Annotated in this window: 18 protein-coding genes; 1 reads left to right on the top strand and 17 read right to left on the bottom strand. The window is 39.4% G+C overall.

Features of this window, described 5'->3' with window-relative positions; genetic code table 11:
* Positions 1-11: 11 nt before the first annotated feature.
* The 3 genes from AC0QT1_RS02370 to rpsO form a co-directional block, all read right to left on the bottom strand.
* Positions 12-1,010, bottom strand: a complete 999-nt coding sequence (locus AC0QT1_RS02370) for a class I SAM-dependent methyltransferase (RefSeq protein WP_473200087.1) — start codon at positions 1,008-1,010, stop codon at positions 12-14.
* Positions 1,011-1,083: 73 nt separating this feature from the next.
* Positions 1,084-3,219 (bottom strand): polyribonucleotide nucleotidyltransferase, encoded by a 2,136-nt coding sequence (pnp, locus tag AC0QT1_RS02365; RefSeq protein ID WP_473200088.1) that lies wholly within the window; start codon positions 3,217-3,219, stop codon positions 1,084-1,086.
* A gap of 241 nt (positions 3,220-3,460) precedes the next feature.
* Positions 3,461-3,730, bottom strand: a complete 270-nt coding sequence (gene rpsO / locus AC0QT1_RS02360; protein WP_473200089.1) for a 30S ribosomal protein S15 — start codon at positions 3,728-3,730, stop codon at positions 3,461-3,463.
* Positions 3,731-4,046: 316 nt separating this feature from the next.
* On the opposite strand from rpsO, the gene AC0QT1_RS02355 reads away from it, so the two are divergent.
* Positions 4,047-5,675, top strand: coding sequence for an MFS transporter (locus AC0QT1_RS02355; RefSeq protein WP_473201566.1), 1,629 nt, complete (start codon positions 4,047-4,049; stop codon positions 5,673-5,675).
* A gap of 453 nt (positions 5,676-6,128) precedes the next feature.
* Here AC0QT1_RS02355 and truB read toward each other — a convergent pair whose 3' ends face one another.
* From truB to miaB, 14 genes are all read right to left on the bottom strand, one after another.
* Positions 6,129-7,088: a tRNA pseudouridine(55) synthase TruB gene (gene truB / locus AC0QT1_RS02350; RefSeq protein ID WP_473201565.1), complete on the bottom strand. Its 960-nt coding sequence runs from the start codon at positions 7,086-7,088 to the stop codon at positions 6,129-6,131.
* Between the two features lie 4 nt (positions 7,089-7,092).
* Positions 7,093-7,500 carry a 30S ribosome-binding factor RbfA gene (gene rbfA, locus AC0QT1_RS02345; protein ID WP_473200092.1) on the bottom strand — a complete coding sequence of 136 codons (408 nt, stop codon included), beginning with the start codon at positions 7,498-7,500 and terminating at the stop codon, positions 7,093-7,095.
* Between the two features lie 125 nt (positions 7,501-7,625).
* On the bottom strand, positions 7,626-10,148 hold the full coding sequence (infB, locus tag AC0QT1_RS02340; RefSeq protein WP_473201564.1) for a translation initiation factor IF-2: 2,523 nt from the start codon (positions 10,146-10,148) through the stop codon (positions 7,626-7,628).
* A complete protein-coding gene (locus AC0QT1_RS02335; protein ID WP_473200094.1) occupies positions 10,145-10,780 on the bottom strand; it encodes an RNA-binding protein in 636 nt (211 codons plus the stop codon). Before AC0QT1_RS02335 ends, infB begins: the two co-directional genes overlap by 4 nt.
* Positions 10,781-10,801: 21 nt before the next feature.
* The gene (gene nusA, locus AC0QT1_RS02330; RefSeq protein WP_473200095.1) at positions 10,802-12,409 is read right to left on the bottom strand and encodes a transcription termination factor NusA; all 1,608 of its coding nucleotides are present in this window, start codon (positions 12,407-12,409) and stop codon (positions 10,802-10,804) included.
* Between the two features lie 47 nt (positions 12,410-12,456).
* Positions 12,457-13,083: a ribosome maturation factor RimP gene (gene rimP, locus AC0QT1_RS02325; protein ID WP_473200096.1), complete on the bottom strand. Its 627-nt coding sequence runs from the start codon at positions 13,081-13,083 to the stop codon at positions 12,457-12,459.
* A 151-nt stretch (positions 13,084-13,234) separates the two neighbouring features.
* Positions 13,235-13,936: a tRNA (guanine(46)-N(7))-methyltransferase TrmB gene (locus AC0QT1_RS02320; protein WP_473200097.1), complete on the bottom strand. Its 702-nt coding sequence runs from the start codon at positions 13,934-13,936 to the stop codon at positions 13,235-13,237.
* On the bottom strand, positions 13,933-15,198 hold the full coding sequence (gene metK / locus AC0QT1_RS02315; protein WP_473200098.1) for a methionine adenosyltransferase: 1,266 nt from the start codon (positions 15,196-15,198) through the stop codon (positions 13,933-13,935). Before metK ends, AC0QT1_RS02320 begins: the two co-directional genes overlap by 4 nt.
* Before the next feature lie 117 nt (positions 15,199-15,315).
* Entirely contained in the window at positions 15,316-15,729 is a 414-nt protein-coding gene (locus AC0QT1_RS02310) for a helix-turn-helix domain-containing protein (protein WP_473200099.1), read from the bottom strand.
* 146 nt (positions 15,730-15,875) lie between these two features.
* Positions 15,876-17,492 carry an apolipoprotein N-acyltransferase gene (gene lnt, locus AC0QT1_RS02305; protein ID WP_473200100.1) on the bottom strand — a complete coding sequence of 539 codons (1,617 nt, stop codon included), beginning with the start codon at positions 17,490-17,492 and terminating at the stop codon, positions 15,876-15,878.
* On the bottom strand, positions 17,473-18,492 hold the full coding sequence (locus AC0QT1_RS02300) for a hemolysin family protein (protein ID WP_473200101.1): 1,020 nt from the start codon (positions 18,490-18,492) through the stop codon (positions 17,473-17,475). Before AC0QT1_RS02300 ends, lnt begins: the two co-directional genes overlap by 20 nt.
* A gap of 91 nt (positions 18,493-18,583) precedes the next feature.
* On the bottom strand, positions 18,584-19,060 hold the full coding sequence (gene ybeY, locus AC0QT1_RS02295; protein WP_473200102.1) for an rRNA maturation RNase YbeY: 477 nt from the start codon (positions 19,058-19,060) through the stop codon (positions 18,584-18,586).
* 18 nt (positions 19,061-19,078) lie between these two features.
* The gene (locus AC0QT1_RS02290; protein WP_473200103.1) at positions 19,079-20,182 is read right to left on the bottom strand and encodes a PhoH family protein; all 1,104 of its coding nucleotides are present in this window, start codon (positions 20,180-20,182) and stop codon (positions 19,079-19,081) included.
* A gap of 163 nt (positions 20,183-20,345) precedes the next feature.
* On the bottom strand, positions 20,346-21,722 hold the full coding sequence (gene miaB / locus AC0QT1_RS02285) for a tRNA (N6-isopentenyl adenosine(37)-C2)-methylthiotransferase MiaB (RefSeq protein WP_473200104.1): 1,377 nt from the start codon (positions 21,720-21,722) through the stop codon (positions 20,346-20,348).
* Between the last annotated feature and the right edge of the window lie 11 nt (positions 21,723-21,733).

Below are 21,733 nucleotides of genomic sequence, written 5' to 3'. Positions count from 1 at the left end.
TTTGTTTTCGTTTAGCGGCGTGCTTCGATAACTTTGAAACCGCCACTTTTCTCATGTATCAAGACTGTGCGAAAAGTGTCTTTTAACAATTTTTCATAAGGCAGGTGGCGGTTTGCAACAAGCAGCAAATTGCCGCCAGGCTTTAAGTATTTTGCAGCATTTATAATAAAATGCTGTCCTAATGCAATATCTGTCTTTTGTTGCGTGTGAAACGGTGGATTTGAAATGATTGTATCATATAAATTTGCAATCGGTTCATGTACAAGATCATGCCAATAAAAATGAATCGGACAAGAAGGAATTCTGTGTTTAAGGTGCTGTTTGGCTGCTCTCAAAGCATTATAATCAGCTTCATAGAGGTCGAGAGTCGTTATTTTTTCACTTTTTTCAAGGGCAGCATAAGAAAGAAATCCCCATCCAGCACCAAAGTCAGCAGTCTTTCCAGAAATGATTTTATTCATATGGAAAACAAGAGCAGCAGATCCAGGATCAATACGGCCGTGTGAGAACATTCCAGGACAGGTTTGAAATTTATTTGCAAAAGTGAGCGGCGGTGAACGCAATTGCGCAATCTTCTGTTTCTCTATTTGTTGTGGAACTTGAAGCCAGAATACCAGTCCATGGTTTTTAGTTAATTTATCAGTAATGGGAACAAGTGTTTTGACCCATTTCATCATTGAAGCTGCACCGGCAGTTTTATTCCCACCGATAACAATCCACCCATCAGGTTTAACACATTCTAATAAATCAAGAAAACAATTTTGATTGAAACCACGATATTTACTTAAGTGCAAAAATGCACCATCATAGTTAAGAGTTTTATCTATTTGAGGAGAACAATGAAACTGAGCATTGGCAAATTTTAAAAAGTCTGGTCGCCAAGGTGTTACAACTTTTAAATTTTGTGTCCATTCTAGAGTTGGAATTTCTGTTAAACCAATGCTCAGCCAAGATTGGCTTGGGTTGGGAAGAGGAAGGTTTTGGTTTTCAAAAGGTAAAAACAATAACACATATATCTCTTTTAAAGGAAAAATGCCATTCTGATATGAGGATGGCATTTTATTTTGTGAGAAAAGGGAATAATCACCCTTCTTTTATTGACCTATCACTTGTTATTTCTTCACCGGTCTGTTGATTGATGGTTTTCATTGATAAGCGAACTTTACCACGCTCATCAAAACCCATTAATTTAACCCAAACTTTATCGCCTTCTTTAACAACATCTGTTGTTTTTGTAACACGTTCTGATGCGAGTTGAGAGATATGAACGAGTCCATCTCGTGAGCCAAAGAAGTTTACGAACGCACCGAATTCTGCGGTTTTTACAACTGTTCCTTGGTAGATAGCACCAACTTCAGGTTCATCAACAATGGAATGAATCCAACGTTTTGCTGCTTCAATAGTTTTAGCATCGGGAGAAGCAATTTTAATTGTTCCATCATCTTCAATATTGATTTTTGCTCCAGTTTGTTCAACGATTTCTCGAATAACTTTACCACCAGAACCAATAACATCACGAATTTTATCAACAGGAATATTCATAACTTCGATACGTGGAGAAAATTCACTGAGTTCAGCACGGGCACTGGTTAAAGCTTTAGCCATTTCATTAAGGATATGGATTCGCCCACCTTTAGCTTGCTCGAGTGCAATTTTCATAATTTCTTCGGTAATACCATCAATTTTGATGTCCATTTGTAAGGCGGTAATACCATTTTCTGTTCCTGCTACTTTAAAATCCATATCCCCAAGATGATCTTCATCTCCTAAAATATCAGACAACACAGCAAAGCGTTCCCCTTCTTTAATCAATCCCATGGCAATACCTGCAACGGGACGCGCCAAAGGAACACCAGCATCCATGAGAGCAAGCGAAGTGCCGCAAACAGTTGCCATGGAAGAGGATCCATTGGATTCGGTAATTTCTGAGACAGCACGAATAGTATAGGGAAAAGATTCTTTTGTTGGCAACATGGGATGAATTGCACGCCACGCCAGCTTACCATGTCCAATTTCGCGGCGACCAGGAGAGCCAAGGCGTCCTGTTTCACCTACTGAAAATGGTGGAAAATTATAATGAAGGAGAAATGTTTCTTTATACATACCTGTTAAGGAGTCAACATATTGTTCATCTTCACCAGTTCCTAATGTTGCAACGACGATAGCTTGTGTTTCTCCACGAGTAAAAAGAGCTGATCCATGTGTGCGGGGTAAAATACTAACTTCTGATTGGATAGGACGGACTGTTGAAAGATCGCGTCCATCAATACGTTTTTCTGTATCAAGAATGTTCCAACGAACAATTTTTGCTTGTAACTGTTTGAAGACGGTTGCAATTTGATCTGCATTAAATTTACAATCTCCTTCTGTTTCGGGCATAAATTTATTGATAACTTCTGTTTTCAGTGTATCAATTGCGGCATAACGCTCTTGTTTATCTGTAATCGTATAAGCCTTTCGTATGTCCTGTTCGACCATTTCTAGCATAGATTTTTCGAGATCAGAAAGATCTTCAGGAGTAAAATCGCGTGGATCTTTTGCGGCAACTTCTGCAAGTTTGATGATGGCATCAATTACAGGTTGCAAGCCTTTGTGCCCAAACATAACGGCTCCCAACATGATGTCTTCCGGCAATTCTTGTGCTTCTGATTCAACCATCAACACAGCACTTTCTGTCCCAGCAACAACAAGATCAAGTTTTGACTCAGGCATTTCATCGATATGAGGATTGAGAACATATTGTCCGTTACAGTAGCCGACACGAGCACCAGCAATGGGGCCCATGAAAGGAACACCTGACAAAGTTAATGCGGCAGAAGATGCAATCATTGCAAGGATATCAGGATTGTTCTCGAGGTCATGCTGTATAACGGAAACAATAACTTGCGTATCATTTTTATAACCATCAGCAAAGAGAGGACGAATGGGACGATCAATCAAACGTGAAATCAAAGTCTCATTTTCGGTAGGTCTATTTTCACGTTTTAAATAACCGCCGGGGATTCTACCGACAGAATAGGATTTTTCTTGATAATTAACGGTAAGTGGAAAAAAGTCTTGGTCTGGTTTTGGGCTTTTTGCTGATACAACGGTTGCTAAGACAACAGTTTCTCCGTAGGTAGCAATCACTGCACCATCCGCTTGACGGGCGATTTTTCCTGTTTCGATCGTAAGTGGTCGCCCAGCCCATTCAATTTCTATCTTGTGCGTTTTGAACATTTTTTATCCTTAATGACCAGTGTTCATATTTTTAAGTGCTCACATTCTGGTTTTGCGTAGCATATTTCAAAGCTATGGGCAGGATAACAAGACACTTCTGTTTTTTGCAAGAAGAGCAGAGTAAATCGCAATTTAAACGCGAAGCAACTAGCAATCCTGCCCCATGATAATTATTCGTTAATTTTTAACTAAAAGCAGCAAGCTAAAAATCGACAGGTTTAAAAAACACCTCCCCATTTTTTTAGCGCCGCAAACCTAACTTTTTGATAAGGATCTGATAACGATTTTGGTCAATTTCTTTCAGGTAATCAAGAAGGCGACGACGTTGAGAAACCATTTTCAAAAGACCGCGACGAGAATGGTTATCCTTTTTATGAGATTTAAAATGGTTCGTTAAATTAGAAATACGTTCAGAAAGCACAGCGACCTGTACTTCTGGTGATCCTGTATCACCAACTTTATTTGCATATTCTGCGACAAGAGCTTGTTTACGTTCAGCTGTAATCGACATCGTATTATCCTTTCAAAAAACGAAGAAAAAAAGTCACCCACAGCCGAGATGTCGTTCAGCAAGGGTCTGTGAACAAACAAGGAGAGTTGAAAACCCTCACTTGCTTCAGCATTTATATAGGAAAGGAGATTAAAATACTAGTCCTTAAAAGTATCTTGAAAACCTTCTTTAAAGAAAGGGTTTTATTTTGAAACATTGATTTTGACAGGGTTTTATGAGAATTTTTAAAGAATTATGCATCCTTTTGAGACAAAGATTGCTGCTTTAGAGAGTGTGTATGGTAAAAAAGCAATAAATATTGATTGGAAGACAAAAGATGCAAAACATTTCAACACTGGAACTTTTCCGTAATTCGGTATTTCGAAATTTGTGGTCGTCCACTCTCATTTCTAATTTAGGCGGGCTTATACAGGCTGTAGGAGCAGGGTGGTTAATGGCGTTGATTAGCTCTTCACATTCCATGGTAGGTCTTGTTCAAAGTGCTACCACATTACCACTTGTTATGTTTTCTCTTATGGCAGGAGCGTTAGCTGACAATTTTAATCGTCGCCAAATTATGTTGTGCGCGCAGATTATGATGATGGTTATATCAATGATCTTGGCTATTTTATCCTATATGGGCTTTCTTACACCTGGACTTTTATTATGCTTTACGTTTTTGCTTGGATGTGGAACGGCTTTTTATAATCCTTCTTGGCAGGCAACAATAGGAGACATTGTGAGCCGGAAAAATATTCCTGCTGCTGTTAGTTTGAATAGTGTTGGCTTTAATTTGATGCGGAGTGTGGGCCCAGCTATTGGTGGTGCTGTTATTGCTACATTGGGTGCAGCCACAGCTTTTTTATTTAATGCGATAAGTTACATTCCTTTAATTGGTGCTTTATTTTTCTGGAAACCGAGCTATGAGAACAACAAATTACCACGGGAAAGGCTTTTAGGAGCTGTCTCAGATGGTTTGCGCTATGTTGCAATGTCGCCTAATCTTCTCAGTATTATGGTAAGAGCGTTCCTTTTTGGCATCGGGGCGATTTCAATTTTGGCACTTTTGCCAATTGTTGTGCATAAAATTCTTGGAGGCAACGCTCTTCTTTATGGGACATTACTTGGTTGTTTTGGTCTTGGAGCCATGACAGCTGGTATGATTAATTCATCTGTACGGCATTATTTTCGTTTAGAGACGATTATTGCAAGTGCATTTATCGGTTTTGCCGTTTCTTGCTTTTTTTTAGCAATAAGCCGTTCATTGATTGTAAGCCATATTGCTTTATTTCCTGCAGGCTTATGTTGGGTTTTGGCGTTATCACTGTTTAATACATCTGTACAGCTTTCTACACCGCGCTGGGTTGTTGCCCGTGCTTTAGCACTTTATCAAACAGCATCTTACGGAGGTATGGCGGTTGGAAGTGTAATTTGGGGCGTTTTGGCTGATGGTTATTCTCCAACAGTTGCTTTGAGTGTTTGTTCTCTCTTCTTGATTTTTGGAGCTCTTATGGGAGTAAAGTTTAGAATTCAGGAAATCCCTCAGATAGATTTAGATCCCCTTGACCATTTCAGAGAACCAGAGCTTTTACTTGATCTAAAAGCACAAAGTGGTCCGATTATGATTATGATCGATTATCAAATTCGTGAAAATGATCTCGAAGAATTTCTCAAAGTGATGACACGTCGTCGTCATATTCGTTTACGAGATGGCGCTCGCCAATGGGTTCTTTTGCGCGACCTTGAAAGGCCTGAATATTGGACGGAAGCTTATCATATGCCAACATGGGTAGATTATTTACGTCATAATCACCGCCGTATAAAAGCAGATGCAGAGGTCAATAAGCTTTTGCGTCACTTAAATCGTGCGCCTAACGGTATAAGGGTGCATCGGATGATTGAGCGGCAAACGATACCAAATGCCGGTGAGATGCTTTTAAAGTCCCCTGCTGATCAATTACCTTAATGATACGAGAGTTAAAAACAGTTTTTTGTAAACTATTAGATGTGTGTAATTATTTTTATGGAATAAATTAGTTAACAAGAAGAGAACAGCAGAAAAATTAGATATTACAATGAACACTTTATGCTGTTGGTGAAATGGGAATAAATTTCTGCTGAACAATCAGTTTGAGGTTATAAATATGAATATTACGATTTTTTTAAGCTAAAGCCTGCATTTTCTATTCTATAAAATCTTCTTAATATTATAGCTTTGCGTGTGTATTCAGCAATGACCAAAAAGACGATTAAAATAATAAAAACAACTCCTTGTATTTTGTTGTGCAAGCTAGGATTGGACTTATGAACGTGTTACTGATTTAGATTATGATACGAATTATTGTCAAAAGGTGAGTGTAGGGCAATATTGATATGAAAAACTCTCTTTTTCAAAGAGATAGTTGTGAGAAAGAGAACGTCAAACTGTAAAAATCCGCTTTGGCTTGAACAAGCTTTTATCGAGGGAGCCTATAGCAAGAAGTTGATCTTTGTAGAGAACGCAAACTTCCTCTTCATCAAGAGCTGCATTGTGATTACAAAGGAGCACTGGATTGCCCATCATGACTCGTTGAGCTTGCGTTTTGTTAAGGGTATAATGAGTGAGGCAATCTAGAGCTGCACCTGTTTCAATTAAAAGCGTATCAAGCTCTAAAAAGTTTTTTTTGGGGGGAGCATCATTTTCACTTGTTGTATTTTTATCCAATGCTACCGCTTTTAATTCATCCCACGTAATGAGATCATCTTCACAAAAAGGTGCTACTGCGATACGTCTTAAATCAGCAATATGTCCATAACAACCAAGATCACGCCCTATATCACGAGCTAAGGAGCGCACATAGGTTCCTTTTCCGCAGGTTATTTCAAAGAGTGAACAGTCTTTAGTAGGAGTCTCTATTAATTTAAAAGTTTCTATTTCTACTTGGCGTGGTGGAATTTCAACAATCTCACCTTCACGTGCTAAATCATAGGCGCGATTACCGGCAATTTTAATTGCGGAAAATTGTGGGGGTGTTTGCAAAATAACACCTGTATATTGGGGAAGAAGAGCAAGTATTTCTTCTTGTGTTGGACGTTTGAGGGATGTCTTCGTTATTTCACCCTCTAGATCGTCTGTTGAACGCTCTTCTCCCCAAGCGATGTGAAAACGGTAGGTTTTTGTACCTTGCATTACGTAAGGTACGGTTTTTGTTGCTTCGCCCAATGCAATTGGCAGGAGACCAGAAGCGAGCGGATCCAGTGTTCCCGCATGTCCTGCTTTTTGCGCATGAAAGAGCCATTTGATTTGAGAAACAGCTTCTGTTGATCTCATACCTTTTGGTTTATCAAATATAATCCAGCCAGAAACAGGACGCCCCTTTTTTTTGCGTTGCTGTGACATATTTTTAATCCTCAAGTTCGTCATTATGGTGAAGGTCACGTGCTACTTCAGGTGAACGAAGCAAGGCATCAATTTTTGAAAAATTATCAAAACTACTATCGAGCCGAAAACGCAATTCAGGCATATATTTCATTTGCCGTAAGGTATGACTGATTTCTCCACGGATAAAACGGCTATGTTTATTAAGGAGTTCAACGACATCAATATGAGATGCATTTTGAACAGTACTAAGAGGAGAAACAAAGCAGGTTGCAATTTTTAAATCTGGTGACATGCGCACTTCAGAGACGGAAAGCACGATGTTTTTCAAAGTATCATCGAGTAAAATACCGCGCTGTAGAACATGAGCGACTGCGTGGCGCACTTGTTCTCCTACTCTTAGTTGCCGTTGTGAAGGCCCTACATTTTTCATCGAAATTTTACCCTTGTTACAATTATTCTTCTTTTAATCATCTGAAAAGATTAAGAAAGAACAGAAGCATTGCACATAGCGCCACGTGTTTCTCATTTTATAGAGAGTAAAGCCATTGGACTCTTTTATAATGTGCGATTGATATGTTCGATGCGGAAGGTTTCAATAACATCTCCTGCACGTATGTCTTCATAGTTTTCAAATGCCATCCCACATTCTTGACCACTTTGTACTTCATTAACTTCATCTTTAAAGCGCTTGAGTGTTTTAAGTTTACCTTCGTGAATGACAATATTATCGCGGATCAGGCGAACACCCGCTCCTCGTTCTATTTTACCTTCTGTAACACGACAACCCGCAACCTTTCCGATTTTTGTAATGTTAAAGACTTCTAGAATCTCGGCATTACCAAGGAAAGTTTCGCGCTGTTCTGGTGAGAGTAATCCTGACATAGCAGCTTTTATATCGTCAACGAGATCATAGATGATGTTGTAATAGCGAATTTCAATGCCTTGAATTTTAGCAAAATCACGTGCTTGTTTATTGGCTCGAACGTTAAAACCAATGACAGCAGAGTTAGAAGCTTCAGCAAGAGAAATATCACTTTCAGTGATACCTCCAGCACCAGAATGCACAATACGGGCACGGACTTCTTCATTCCCTAGCTTTTCTAATGCTGAAGCGATTGCTTCAATGGAACCTTGCACATCTCCTTTAATAATAAGAGGAAATTCTTTAACACCTGTAGTTTGTAATCTGGTCATCATTTGCTCGAGAGAACCACGAGAACCAGTTTGTCGGGCTACAGCTTTATCACGTGCTAACCGTTGACGATATTCAGAAATTTCGCGTGCTTTTGCTTCATGCGTGACAACAGCAAAACGGTCACCAGCTTGTGGTGTCCCTTGCATACCTAAAATTTCAATGGGTGTAGAAGGAACGGCTTCTTTAATATGACGACCATGGTCATCAATCAAAGCACGCACGCGTCCCCATTCATTGCCGGCAACAATAATATCAGAAGGATGCAATGTCCCTTTCTGAACCAAAACTGTTGCAACAGACCCACGTCCTCGATCGAGTTTTGCTTCAATGACAACGCCTTCTGCTGTTCTTTGTGGATCTGCTTTCAAATCAAGAATTTCAGCTTGAAGGAGAATAGCTTCGAGGAGTTTATCAAGATTTTGACCGGTTTTAGCAGAAACTTCGACTTCTAAAGTTTCCCCTCCCATGGTTTCAACAAATACTTCATGTTGGAGGAGTTCTGTACGCACTTTTTGTGCATCAGCAGCTGGTTTATCAATTTTGTTGATAGCAACAATAATAGGCACGCCTGCCGCTTTAGCATGATTAATTGACTCAATTGTTTGCGGCATAACACTATCATCAGCAGCGACAACGAGAACCGCAATATCTGTAACACGAGCCCCACGAGCACGCATAGCTGTGAAGGCGGCATGTCCTGGTGTATCAATAAAGGTAATCTTTTGACCATTTTGCTCCACTTGATAAGCACCAATATGCTGTGTGATTCCTCCTGCTTCACCAGAAACAACATTCGCTTTTCGAATAGCATCAAGCAGAGAAGTTTTTCCATGGTCAACATGTCCCATAATTGTTACAACGGGTGGGCGTGACCGCATTTTTTGAGGGTTATCAGCTATATTAAAGATGCCTTCTTCTACGTCAGATTCTAAAACACGCTTAACAGTGTGACCGAATTCGGCGGCGATGAGTTCCGCAACATCTGCGTCAATAACATCGCCAGGTTTCATCATTTGCCCCTGTTTCATGAGAAATTTAATGACATCAACGGAGCGTTCAGTCATACGTTGAGCAAGTTCTTGAATGGTAATGGTTTCAGGAAGAACAACTTCGCGAGAAATTTTTTCTCTTGGCTCTTGATTTTGTGCACGCTTAAATTTCTCCTGCCTCCGGCGCATAGCAGCCATTGAACGTCCACGTGCGCTCCCTTCTTCATCTAAAGCGCTATTAAGGGTGAGTTTGCCACGGCGCCGCTCATCAGCTCCTTTTATAACTTTTGGTGCACGCACTTCTGATTTTGCAGGGTTAGCCCGCCGGTTATGTCGATCATCTTCTTTGTTTTCATCTGCTTTGCGCTTTTCAATAACAGGTGTACTTTTAGGAGGGATAGGAATATCTATCGGTTCTATGATGGAATGAGTAGAGGGAAGAGACGGAATCTGTGCCGATGTTTTTTCTTCTTCTTGATGTATTTCTGTCTCTTGAATTGTCTGCTGTAAAATTTCTTCACGTTCTTTTGAACGCTTTGCTTCTTCTTCGGCTCGTTCACGCATTATTTTCTCTTGAATATGCGCTTCTTCCAATGCACGAAGCCTTGCTTCCATTTCAGCAGATGAGAGATTGCTTTTAGCGACACGTTCACGAGGGGCTGCTTCTTCGAATCGTGGTTTAGACCGTTGGGAAGCCACATGTGGTTTCGTAATTGGCTGTTGTACCTCAGCCTTTTCATCAGGGCGTGTAACTTTGCGCCGTTTGGTTTCGACAACCACAGCCTTTGTACGGCCATGGCTAAAATTTTGTTTGACCGTGCTCGTTTCTAGGACTGACCGCTTTAAGGTTAAAGTCCTCTTGGCTGTTATTTTGTCGTTATTATTTTCACTCATTGTACTTCCTTCACGGCTTGTGCCGTCATCTCACCAAGCTTGCTGTGCTTGTCATCACGATAGGCGAGCAGTTTATATATTGTTTTTAGAAATCCCTCAGCAGCTTTGGTGTCTAATAAGGCTGCATGCATTACGGGATTAGCGCCAAAAGCCACTCGCATTTCATCACTTGTAAATAAAGATATGGTCTTTATATCCCGATTTGTTTGTTGTTGCATTGTGTGGATAGCTTGTGCAATTTTTCGTTTTCCATCTTCTTTAGTTTCCTTAGCATGAAGTACGAGCAGAACTTGACCAGAGCGGATAGCTGCATCAACTTTTGTTGCCCCCATAACAACGGCACCAGCTTTTCGTGCCATGGAAAGACTTGAAAGAGCAGCTTTTAGTAAAAGTGTATCAACAATATGCACAAGATTTGGTGCAACCTCAACATCTGTTTTAAAATTTCTCTTAAAGGCTTTTTGTTTTATTGCTGCTTCGATGGCAGAATGGTGAGCAGAAACCCAAACGCCGCGCCCAGGTAAATTGGATTTAAGATCAGGAACAATTTGATTGTTGGGACCAATAACAAAACGGATCAGCGTTTTGGCTGAAGCGTTTTTTCTTGTCACAATACAGGTCCGTTCATTCATTTAAAGTGTATCCACGTCAAATTATTTTTTTTCATCTTTTGCAGAGTTTTCATTTTCTGCGGGAGTTTCTGCTACAAGATCAGCTTGGTCTATCCAGCCTGCTTGCACACGTGCTGCTAAAACCATAGCTTCTGCATCATCACGTGTAATATCAAACGGGGTCAGGATACCAGAAAAGCTCTGTGTTTGACCTTCTTTACGTTCTCTCCAGCCAACCAAATCATCGACTGCATAACCTGCAAAATCTTCCATTGTTTTCACACCATCTTCGCCAAGAGCAACCAGCATAGCACTTGTTACTCCAGGCAATGTACGTAATTCGTCAGAAACACCGAGTTTTTTACGTTTTTCATCGAGTTCTTTTTCTTTACGTTCAAGATATTCGCGTGCACGACTTTGGATTTCAGCAGCAGTTTCATGATCAAAACCATCAATAGAAGCGATTTCTTCGAGATCAATATAGGCGATTTCCTCAATGGAAGAAAATCCTTCTGATGCCATCACTTGCCCAATCATTTCGTCAACATCTAAGGATTCCATGAACAGTTTACTGCGTTCGGTAAATTCCTTTTGACGATTTTCAGATTCCTCCTGTTCCGTTAAAATATCAATATTCCATCCTGTTAATTGTGAAGCTAAACGAACATTTTGTCCACGCCGACCAATAGCAAGACTGAGTTGGTCATCAGGCACAATAACTTCAATACGTTCTGCATCTTCATCGAGGACGACTTTAGAAACTTCAGCGGGTTGTAGTGCATTGACAATAAATGTTGCAGCATCGGGGGACCAAGGAATAATATCAATTTTTTCACCTTGTAATTCTGCAACAACAGCCTGTACACGACTTCCTCGCATTCCAACACATGCTCCAACAGGATCAATGGAACCATCGCGTGAGACAACAGCAATTTTCGCACGTGAACCAGGATCGCGGGCAACGGATTTAATTTCTATAATACCATCATAAATTTCTGGCACTTCCATGGTAAAAAGTTTTACCATAAATTGTGGATGTGTACGTGAAAGAAAAATTTGTGGACCACGCGATTCACGATGCACATCACTGACAAAAGCACGAATACGGTCTCCATAGCGGAAAGATTCACGTGGAATTAATTCGTCACGGCGCACAACGGCCTCACCACGCCCGAGATCAACAATAACATTGCCATATTCTACACGTTTTACTGTACCAGAAATAATTTCACCAATTTTATTTTTAAATTCTTCATATTGTTGATCACGCTCTGCGTCGCGTACTCTTTGTACAATAACCTGTTTAGCAGATTGCGCCGCGATACGCCCAAAGTCCATAGGAGGTAAAAGATCAGCAAAAAAATCACCAATTTTTGCGTCTGCTTGACGTTTGAGTGCGTCAGATAAAGTAATTTCAGTTGTATAATCTTCAATGACATCAACAATTTTAAGCAGGCGTTGCAATTTAATTTCACCTGTTTTGGAATTGATTTCAGCACGAATATTGGTTTCTTGACCATAACGAGAGCGTGCCGCTTTCTGAATAGCATCGGCCATTGCAGAAATGACAATTTCACGGTCAATTGATTTTTCACGTGCAACAGCATCTGCAATTTGCAGAATTTCAAGCCTGTTAACGCTTGTAGCCATCAATTTTCTCCTTCTTTGTGCTACACAATGAGCATTTCCCTGAGATCTTAGCTCTTGTAATTTGACGTTTTCTCCGAAACGTTACAATTATCTTCGGGAATGATTTTTTGACTTAAATCTTTATTTTTTTTTAACGCGTCGCGAATGAGTTCATCTGTCAGTACCAAGTGCGCATTTATGATATCACAAAAGGAAATAGAGATATACAGAGCTTCTCCATAAGCCGCTTTATCAGTGTTTAAGATAAATCCATCTTGGGTGATGTTTGTAAGCATTCCACGAAACTTTTGGCGTCCATCAATTTTAATCTTTGTTTCAATTTTTGCGAGATGCCCTTGCCAATCAAAAAAATCAGATTTTCTTACCAGTGGACGATCAATTCCAGGAGATGAGATTTCTAAATGATATTTGCGATCAATTATATTTTGTACATCAAGAAGGGGAGAAACAGTTCGACTAACCATTTCACAATCTTCTACAGTCATAGAGCCATCTGCGCGTTCAACCATAATCTGCAATGTTAAACCATTTAAACCAAGAAGTTTTATGCGAACTAAACGAAAACCTAAAGGCTTAAGTACAGGTATGACAAGAGCAGCGATACGCGCTTCAATACCATTTTCTTCAAACAAACGTGGTTCGTCAAGAACACTTATTTTTTCAGTCTCGTTCATATATTTTATCCAAGTCGGTTTCATCAGTTTTATGACACTAAAAAAGAGCGGGTCCAACGGCCCACTCCTCATCATAAGACCAAGAATTTAGCTACTGATACTCCTAAATTCAATTTTTTTCAAGTTGTTTATAAGAAAAGCATCTCATCATTTATTTCTTGATAAAGGTAAGATAAGTAGGTGTTCTTCCTTCGCGCAGAGCTTTTGTTTCATAGCGAGTGCTTAGCCATAGCGGATAAGGAGTTTTCCAATCCTTAGGATTTTCAGCTTTCCATTCAAAACTGTGATGTTGTGTACAATGATAGAGGGTCCAGTTTACATAACTATCTATATCGCTAGCAAAGCGAAATTTTTTACCTGTTTTAAGAACACGAGCAAAACGATTAAGGTTTTTCATGTTAATAAAACGTCGTTTCCAATGCTTTTTTTTAGTCCACGGATCTGGATAGAAGAGATCTATTCCGTCAAGTGATGCATTTGGGAGCCAATCAAGGAGGAGTGTGGCGTCATCATCATAAAGACGAATGTGATTTTGATGCTCTTTATGTTGTTCAAGAGACATCAACATTTTTGCCATGCCATTGATAAAGGGTTCTATGCCGATAAAACCAGTTTGTCGAAAATGCTCCATTTGATAAAGCAAATGTTCACCTCCACCAAAGCCAATTTCAAGATGAACTTCTGTTACTTTATCGAGAAACAAAGACGTTAAGTCTAAAGGTGGAGCGGTATTCAAATCAATATTAAGAGTTGGAAGAAGTGTTTTTATACGTGCAAACTGACTGTCTCGTAGTCGTTTCCCTTTGCGTCGACCAAAAAATGCTTCACAGATACGTGTATTATGATCAATCATAATCTTGTCATTGTTTGAAGTGTTTTAATGAGGTCAGTTTTCTCCCATGAAAATGAACCATCATTTCCTGGTTTGCGTCCAAAATGACCATAAGCAGCTGTTTTTGTATAAATAGGTTTATTGAGGTCAAGATGTTTTCGGATTCCTGTTGGTGAAAGGTCCATTATTTTGCGAATAGTGGCTTCAAGAATTTTTTCATCGACTTTTCCTGTTCCATGGAGATTAAGATAAATGGATAAGGGTTGCGCAATGCCAATTGCGTAGGAGAGTTGAATAGTACAGCGTTCCGCTAGATCAGCTGCAACAATATTCTTAGCAAGATAACGCGCAGCATAAGCTGCAGAACGGTCAACTTTTGTTGTATCTTTTCCTGAAAAAGCACCTCCACCATGAGGAGCTGCACCTCCATAAGTGTCAACAATAATTTTTCGCCCAGTTAATCCGGCATCACTTTGAGGACCTCCAATAACGAATTTCCCTGTTGGGTTAATGTACCAACTACATTGATCAGAAATGGGAATATCATGCAAAGCTTGACGAATATAGGGCTCAACCACTGTCCGGACTTTATTGGAATCCCAACTTTCATCCAAATGTTGTGTTGAAAGAACAATGGATGTTACCTCTATAGGTTTTCCATTTTTATATCGTATTGTTATTTGGCTTTTGGCATCTGGTCCTAATTTTCCGGTTTCTCCTTCATTTTTATGGCGGGCTGCAGCAAGAAGTTTAAGAATTTTATGCGCATAATAAATTGGCGCAGGCATGAGAGCAGGTGTTTCACGGCAAGCATATCCGAACATGATCCCTTGATCACCTGCTCCTTCTTCACCATGTCGATCTGTAGCATTATCAACACCGCGTGCAATATCAGTTGATTGTGGGCGTAAGAGAACATCAATTTTAACAGTTTTCCAATGAAATCCTGCTTGCTCATAACCAATTGCGCGAATAGCACGGCGTGCTATTGCCCGAAAACGGGTAGGGTTGATGAGTGGCAACCCCATTTCATCGTAGATAAATTTCTTATTTTTATCTCTTTTTAAGAGTGTATCAGGAACACGCACTTCACCCGCAATAACAACACGGTTTACACTAACAAGAGTCTCACAAGCGATTCGCACAAGCCATGGATCCGTACCGGTTTTCTGAGCTTCTTTATAAATCATATCAACGATTTCATCTGAAATACGATCACAAATTTTGTCAGGATGCCCCTCCGATACCGATTCACTCGTAAAAAAATAATCTTGGTGCGGCATAGGAACTCCTTCAAAAAAGAAAAGCAATGTCTATTAAAATTGCCTCTATTTGCCAATGCCACGGCAAATGGTCAATGCTGATTATAAGATAGGAAAAGAAAAGACGTAATTTTTATTTTATAGTTTGTTTGTCAAATCTTCTTCCGAAAGTGCTTTTGCTAAATCAATAATTTTTCGACGCACTTTAGCATCAGATATATTAGTAAAAGCACGCATGAGCTGAATTCCTTCATTACTGGAGCAAAAATCCATAAAATCATTTTCACTTTCAGCAAAGCCTTCTACTTGCTGCGTATTAAGGCTTTTATCGAAAAAATAAGAAACAGGAACATCCATAATTTCTGCAATTGCTTGAAGGCGACTTGCACCAATACGATTTGTGCCTTTTTCATATTTTTGAACTTGCTGGAAAGTGATGCCTAGCTTTTCACCTAGTTTCTCTTGGGTAAGTCCTAAAATATTACGACGTAAACGAATACGAGTTCCAACATAAACATCTATAGGATCAGGCTTTTTTCTAGTTTCAGTCATAATGCAACTCTTTATTTCCAGCACTCTACTGCTCAATCAACATCAAATTTATTTGAGGTTGATTTAGCATATAATTAAAATAATATGTAACAATTTTTCCCAATATTACTGGTACGCACAACACTATACCGTATATGGGCATTTGATCATTTAAACTGTTTTGTAGAACCAAAACCGATACGGCACAATAGCATAAGAATGAATAAGATGAAAGTAGAGAATATCCTTTCTTTATTACTTCCTATAGGGATAATGGGTGAGGGAATTGGTGAATCAATAATACCAACAACATTTTGTTGGAGTGCTACAACGATTCGTCCATAAGAATCAATAACAGCCGATATTCCATTATTGGCTGCTCGTATGAGGGGAATTCCCAGTTCAATAGCACGAAGCTGTGCTTGTTGAAGATGTTGATATGGGCCAGGCGTTACACCAAACCATGCATCATTCGTAACATTAATAATTGCTTGAGGAGAGGGACCTTTAAAATTCATTTCATTGGGAAAGATTGCTTCATAACAAATCAGTGGAAGATAAGAAAACCCGTTTGGCATCGTGACAGTTTCGCGCACACTTGCAGCACTATATCCACCAATATTATCCGCAAGGATATGCAATCCGATTTTTTTTAATAAATTCTCATAGGGAAGATATTCACCAAAAGGAACCAAGTGAAGCTTATCAGAAGTATTTAAAATGTTACCTTTAGCGTTAATAACTGCAATCGTATTAAAATATTTTGTTTGTGCATAAGACGGATCATCAATGGCGCGTATAGCACCAATAATGGCTGATTGTTTGGATTTTAGAAGAGAGGCAATGCGCATTGTAGTCGGAGAGTTGTCATAAAGAAGGTAAGGAATAGATGCTTCAGGCCATACGATAAAGTCGGGTTCTGGATTGTGATCGGCTGTTGGTGTTGCACTCAAACGCATATGAGCCGCAAATATGTTTTCTCGTGTTGTATTGCTTAATTTTATGTTTTGCGGAATGGAAGGCTGAACAATGCGTACCCAGTAATTATTTTTTTTGGTATCTTCTGTGTTAGCTACAGTATTGAGACGATAAAATCCAAAACCACTGTGAAGTAATATAAGTGATATGCAAAGAAAAAGTGCGGCTTTCTTTTTTTCATCAGTTAATAAAACAGTGGGGAGACTGTAAACTAAAACGGCAAGAATATTCATTCCGTAAAGTCCAATGATTGCATCAGATTGCATGAGCATTGGGGTTGGCATAGCTGTATAGCCAAGAGAATTCCATGGGAAACCTGTGAATAAGAATGCGCGTAACCACTCTGCTAATCCTAGTGCAAAGGCTAAGACAAAGAAGCGTGCTATCCCTTTTGTCCATAATAAACCGACAATAAAACCAGAAAAAAACCAATAAAAAGAAAGGTAAATGGGAGGAATTAAAATGGCAAACGGCACTGCCCAACCAAAAGAAACTGGGTCGGTTAATAAAGCATTGCACAACCACCAAAGGCTACAAATAAAATAACTAAAGCCAAAAGTTCCACAGCTTAAAGCGTAGGTAAGAAAACGCCTTTTATTATTTTGGATTGTACGTATTGTGTCAAGAAGAATAATAAAGACGGGAAAAGTTAAAAAACAAAGAGGTGTCAAAGAGAAAGGAGGAAGGGCAAAAGAAGTAGTCGCCCCACAGAGAAACACCCACATTTGTCGCTTCCAGCTGGTAATAGAAAACAGGAAAAGGATGAAATTGTTTAAAAAAGTTTGATTATTCTTTAGAGTTGGCATTGTTTTTTAAATTTTCATTTTCTGGAATGCGAAAAATGCGCAATCGTTTAATCCGGCGTTTATCAGCTTCTAGAATACGAAATCGATAGCCAGGTATAGCTTCAACGACTTCACCTTTTGCAGGAATACGATCAAGAATAGAGACAATCAAACCACCAATAGTATCGACTTCATCTCCATATTCTCCGATGATAAAATCAGGACCAAGCGCTTTTTCTACATCTTCTAGTTCGGTTCTTGCATCAACAAGCCATTTATTATTTGGTTCACACACGATAGCATTGTCTACATTGTCATGTTCATCTTCGATATCACCAACAACCAATTCAACAATATCTTCCATCGAGACTAAACCATCTGTACCTCCATGTTCATCAATAACTAAAGCCATCTGTGTTCGTGTCGTTTGCATACGTGTTAATAATTTGCTTGCCAGCATGGAACTAGGCACAAAGAGAACTGTTCGAATCAAATCTAACTCACCGATTGGAGTGTGTAGGTCCTTGTGATTTAACTGAAGCGAATCGGATTTCTGCTCGGTTTGAGTTGAGTTGATAATAAAGCGATTCATATAATTAAGAATATCGTGGATATGAATCATTCCTCGTGGATCATCTAAAGTTTCAGCATAAACAGGTATACGAGAATGGCCAATTCTTGCAAAATATTTAAGGGCTTCCCCAAGAGGGGTATTAATTTCCAATGCTTTGATTTCAGAACGTGGAATCATAACATCAGCAATGCGCGCTTCACGCAAATGTAAGATATTATGCAGCATAGTCCGTTCTTCAGGTGAGAAGGGGGTTGTATCTTTTTCATTGTTAGTATTGAGTGCAACAGACAGATCATCGCGTAATGACGTATAATTACGGCCACGTAAAAACGAAAACAAATGATTCAGCAAGGAGTTTTTTTCTGTATGATTAGTCTGCTGAGAGTTATGCTCTTCAATATGAGACGATGCTTGACTGTTATGTGGTGTATTTATTTTGTCTGCCATGATTTAAAATCTTAAAACTTTCTTTTATAGTAGAGACATCAGAGGCTTTAAATTGTATGATGGTGATTTAAGAAGGTTAATTTTTATCATTTTAAGACATTTCCGTATAGGGATCATTTATGGAAAGCTTTTGAAGAATTTCTCTCTCAAGCTTTTCCATTTGGTAAGCCTCGTCATTTGTTTCATGATTATAGCCAAGCAGATGGAGAACGCCATGAACAATCATATGCGTTAAATGATCTTGAAATGATTTTCTTTCTTTTTTTGCTTCAAGCGCAACAGTTTCTTGTGCAATAACGATATCACCCAGTATGGGTCTAGGAGGATCTCCAACTTTAAGTGGAAAAGCGGGAAAGGACAATACATTGGTAGGTTTATTTTTATTGCGCCATTGTGCATTTATTTGTGCCATATGTTTGTCATCGGTAAAAAGTAGGCTGACTTCGCTTATAACATTTCCCAATGAAAGATGATGCATTGTTGTTGTTAATACTTTTTCAGTGATATTATAAAGTACTTGTTTATCATTCCAGCCTGAGCTCTCGACCATTATATCAATAGTAATCATGATAAATCAAACTCACTTTTAAAATGAAGCGCTTGAGGATGACATTTTTTGAGCTTGTATACCAGAATCATAATCATAAGCTCGGACGATAGCGGTAACAAGGGGATGACGCACAACATCTTTTTCATTAAAACGAATGATCACAATATTTTCCACCTGTGAGAGAATGCGTATTGCTTCGATTAAACCTGATTTTTGTCCGTTAGGCAAATCAATTTGGCTTATATCACCGGTGACGATCATGCGTGTTCCTTCTCCAAGACGTGTGAGGAACATTTTCATTTGCATGGGTGTGGTATTTTGTGCCTCATCAAGAATAACAGCGGCATGGGCTAGTGTACGCCCACGCATGAAAGCAAGAGGGGCAATTTCTATGACGCCGGAAGCCAAAATGCGCTCTACTTTCTCGACAGGCATCATGTCATAAAGAGCATCATAAAGTGGACGTAAATATGGGTCGACTTTTTCTTTGAGATCACCAGGTAGAAAGCCAAGATGTTCTCCAGCCTCAACAGCAGGACGTGAGAGAATAATTCGTTCAATGATACCGCGCTCTAAAAGCATTGCAGCGTGAGCAACGGCAAGGTATGTTTTGCCTGTTCCTGCTGGTCCTACACCAAAAACAAGTTCACTACGTTCCATTGCACGTATATAAGCATCTTGAGTGGAGGTTCTAGCATGGATCGTTTTTTTATGAGTACTCAAGTGTGCGGGGATAAGTTTTTTTATAGGTTTGATTGTTGTTGAGGCTTCTTGCTGTTCCTGTAGCAAATTTGCCATGGCAATCACTCCTTCTGTATCTGATAACGTAAGCTCTTGATGTGTTTTGGCGCGTTCATAAAGCTGTTGTAATACATACTGTGCGCGTTTTATAGCAATAACATTTCCTTGAATGAGAACTTCATTACCGCGCGGATGAATGTTAAGTCCCAGTTTTTGTTCGATATAAGTAAGATTTTCATCGAGTTTACCAAAAACCGTTTTGGCATATCTATTATTTTCAAAAATTAAAACGACATGATTAATATCTGGCAGACTTGCTTTTTCCAAGACACCAACATTTCTATGGCAAACTTTCACCTTTTCTTTAATGTATTTTACTTTTTCGGTTGAAGTTTTCAACCTATTCTCCCTTATTTACATAAATGTTGCACACTTTCTTGAAGAAACTTTATAAAAGCAAATTACCTTTCATAGAGTACACAAACTCTAGATGTAATAATTTTATTCCAAAATAAAAGAGCTTTTTAAAATCTATTTCGCAATCAAGGCATTTGAGGCATGTTTATATATGTGCCATTTCACCAATAAAACTGTTTGAGCTTGTATTTTTAATATGGATTGCCACCACGGTCCCTGTAGAAGCTTCTGTATCTACAACTACAGGTAAAAGCCAAGGTGAACGACCTATCATTTGTCCCGAATGACGTCCAGCTTTTTCGATAAGCACATCGGTTGTTTGACCAACTTTAGAACGCAAAAATGCATTTTGCTGTTCAAGAAGCAGCACCTGTAAATGCTGGAGCCGAGCGTCCTTCACAGTTTCGTCAACATGATTTTTCATTGTTGCACCAACTGTTCCAGGTCGCGGTGAATACTTGAAAGAATAGGCCGAACTATATTGTACTTGTTTAATAAGTTTAAGTGTGTCTTCAAAGTCTTCATCTGTTTCTCCTGGAAATCCTACAATAAAATCGCCTGAAAAAGCAATATCAGGTCGCGCATTGCGAATTTTTTCAATAAGCTGAAGGTAATGAATGCTTTTGTGTTGGCGATTCATTGCTTTTAAGATGCGGTCTGAACCAGATTGTACAGGAAGATGCAAGTAAGGCATTAAGATGTCAAGATCTCGGTGTGCGGCAATAAGACTATCATCCATATCTCTTGGGTGACTTGTTGTGTAACGGAGACGCTTTAAACCATCTAGTTTGGCAAGATGATGGAGGAGGTCGCCGAGGCGCCAAGTCTTGCCATTTGCACTTTGTCCGTGCCAACCATTTACATTTTGACCAAGCAGTGTAATTTCTTTGACACCTGCTTCGATGAGTTGACGTGCTTCTTCGGTAATTTGCTCGACAGATCGCGATATTTCGGCACCGCGTGTGTAAGGAACAACACAAAAAGTGCAAAATTTATCGCAGCCTTCCTGTACTGTTAAAAATGCACTAACGCCCCGCTTTCTTACAGCGCGTTTATTATGAGCTGGTAAATAAGCAAATTTATCTTCAACAGCATAGTCTGTTTCAATAACCTTTTTTCCCCGTTTAGCTTTTTCTAACAAGTCTGGTAAGCGATGATACATTTGCGGACCAATGACCAGATCAACTGTTGGAGCACGGCGCAAAATTTCACTTCCCTCTGCTTGTGCAACACAACCCGTTACACCAACCATCAGAGGTTTGTCAGGGGTACGTTCTTGACGCATTACGCGCAAACGTCCAAGGTCAGAATAGAGTTTTTCTGCTGCTTTTTCACGAATATGACAGGTATTAACGAGAATAAGGTCAGCGTCATTTGGTGTTTGTGTTGTAACATAACCTTGTAAACTGAGACTGTCAGTCATTCGTTGACTGTCATAAACATTCATTTGACATCCGTAGGTTTTGATAAAAACCTTTTTAGGAGGAACAGGAGGCATATTCTTAGGATCTACTTTATTCATAACGCATGTCT

Source organism: Bartonella sp. P12B (genome assembly GCF_055796185.1).
Note: the sequence above shows the minus strand (reverse complement) of the source record. Positions and strands in the feature narration are given on the sequence as shown.